General features: G+C 33.1%; 1 protein-coding gene. It reads left to right on the plus strand.

Annotation, left to right across the window (positions count from 1 at the left end; all coding sequences use genetic code 11):
* On the plus strand, window positions 1-1,164 hold a 1,164-nt coding region (locus DMC01_RS14095), incomplete at both ends, for a hypothetical protein (protein WP_185908960.1).

Genomic DNA, 1,164 nt, shown 5'->3' on the forward strand with positions numbered 1-1,164 from the left:
TTCTATGCCAAGACAGCTAAGCTTTTTAAGGCTTTCTTATGATATAAACTATGACTTTGTCAAAGAGCTTTTATCAAGGGCAAATTTTACTAAAATTCAACAAGATAGATTTTTCAACTCTCGTTTTGGCAGCGTTTTTTTGCCTATGGAGGTGGAGTTTGAGTGGTTTGTTGTTTATGCTAAGTTTAATTACAACGACACAAAGCTCCTTGAACCACAAATTGAAGCAAAGACACATTTTAGCTTTTTAGCTTATGAAAGCAGTATTTTAAGGGCAGGTGATGATGCAGAGGTTCGAGGCGTAATACTTTGTCTAGGCATAATAAAAAATCACAAAATTCTTGCTAAAAATCAAGCCTTGAATTTTTCTGAATTTATTGCCTCTTGGCAAGAATATAATTACGAAGCTGATGAAAAAATAGAAAATTCCTCTAAGATAGAACAAAGCCAAATATCACAAAAATTTAGCAAAGAAGCTGTGGAAAGTCAAAGTTCTCAAAACTTCATCAAAGACACAGAGGGCTTTGAACTAAGAAAGTATATATCTTATAAAGAAGTATTCACCCCCCTTCCAACAGCAGCCCTAGCCATCACAAAGACAAAAATAAATGATTTCTTTGTGAATTTAAGAAATAAGCCTAATGCAAAAGAAGGAAAAATCATAGCCACCCTTTTTTCTCAAGAAGCCATAATCCCTAATATATATTTGGAATTAGACCTAGAAGATAATATAAATCCCCTCTATAAGAGTATGATAACAAAGGGACAAGCTTGGTATGAAAGAGATGATTTAGGTTCTAGCGATGAGGAGGGGTATTTGCTTTATTATAATTACAAGATGCAAGAAGCTTATTACAAAAAAGAAAAAAACAAGCTTACAAATGCACTCTTTAAAGACGAGTATTTAATTTTAATCTGGGATATACTTCCAAATGATTGGTGCAGGGTCTGGGTCTTAAGGATGATAGCAAAAAATACTCCTTCAAGTGAAAATAAGGAAACAAATTTTAGTGAAGCCAAAGAATTTGACAAGCTTGAATTTATCTTTAATTTAAAAAATAGCCTCTTGCCCTTCATTGAAAACTATGCAAAAGACTTTAATGCATCAGTTTCAAGCTTTAAGCTTTATGAGGGCTTTATACATTCAAGCGGCTTGGAATATCT

It is taken from the genome of Campylobacter troglodytis (assembly GCF_006864425.1).
GTDB classification, from domain to species: Bacteria; Campylobacterota; Campylobacteria; order Campylobacterales; family Campylobacteraceae; genus Campylobacter_D; species Campylobacter_D troglodytis.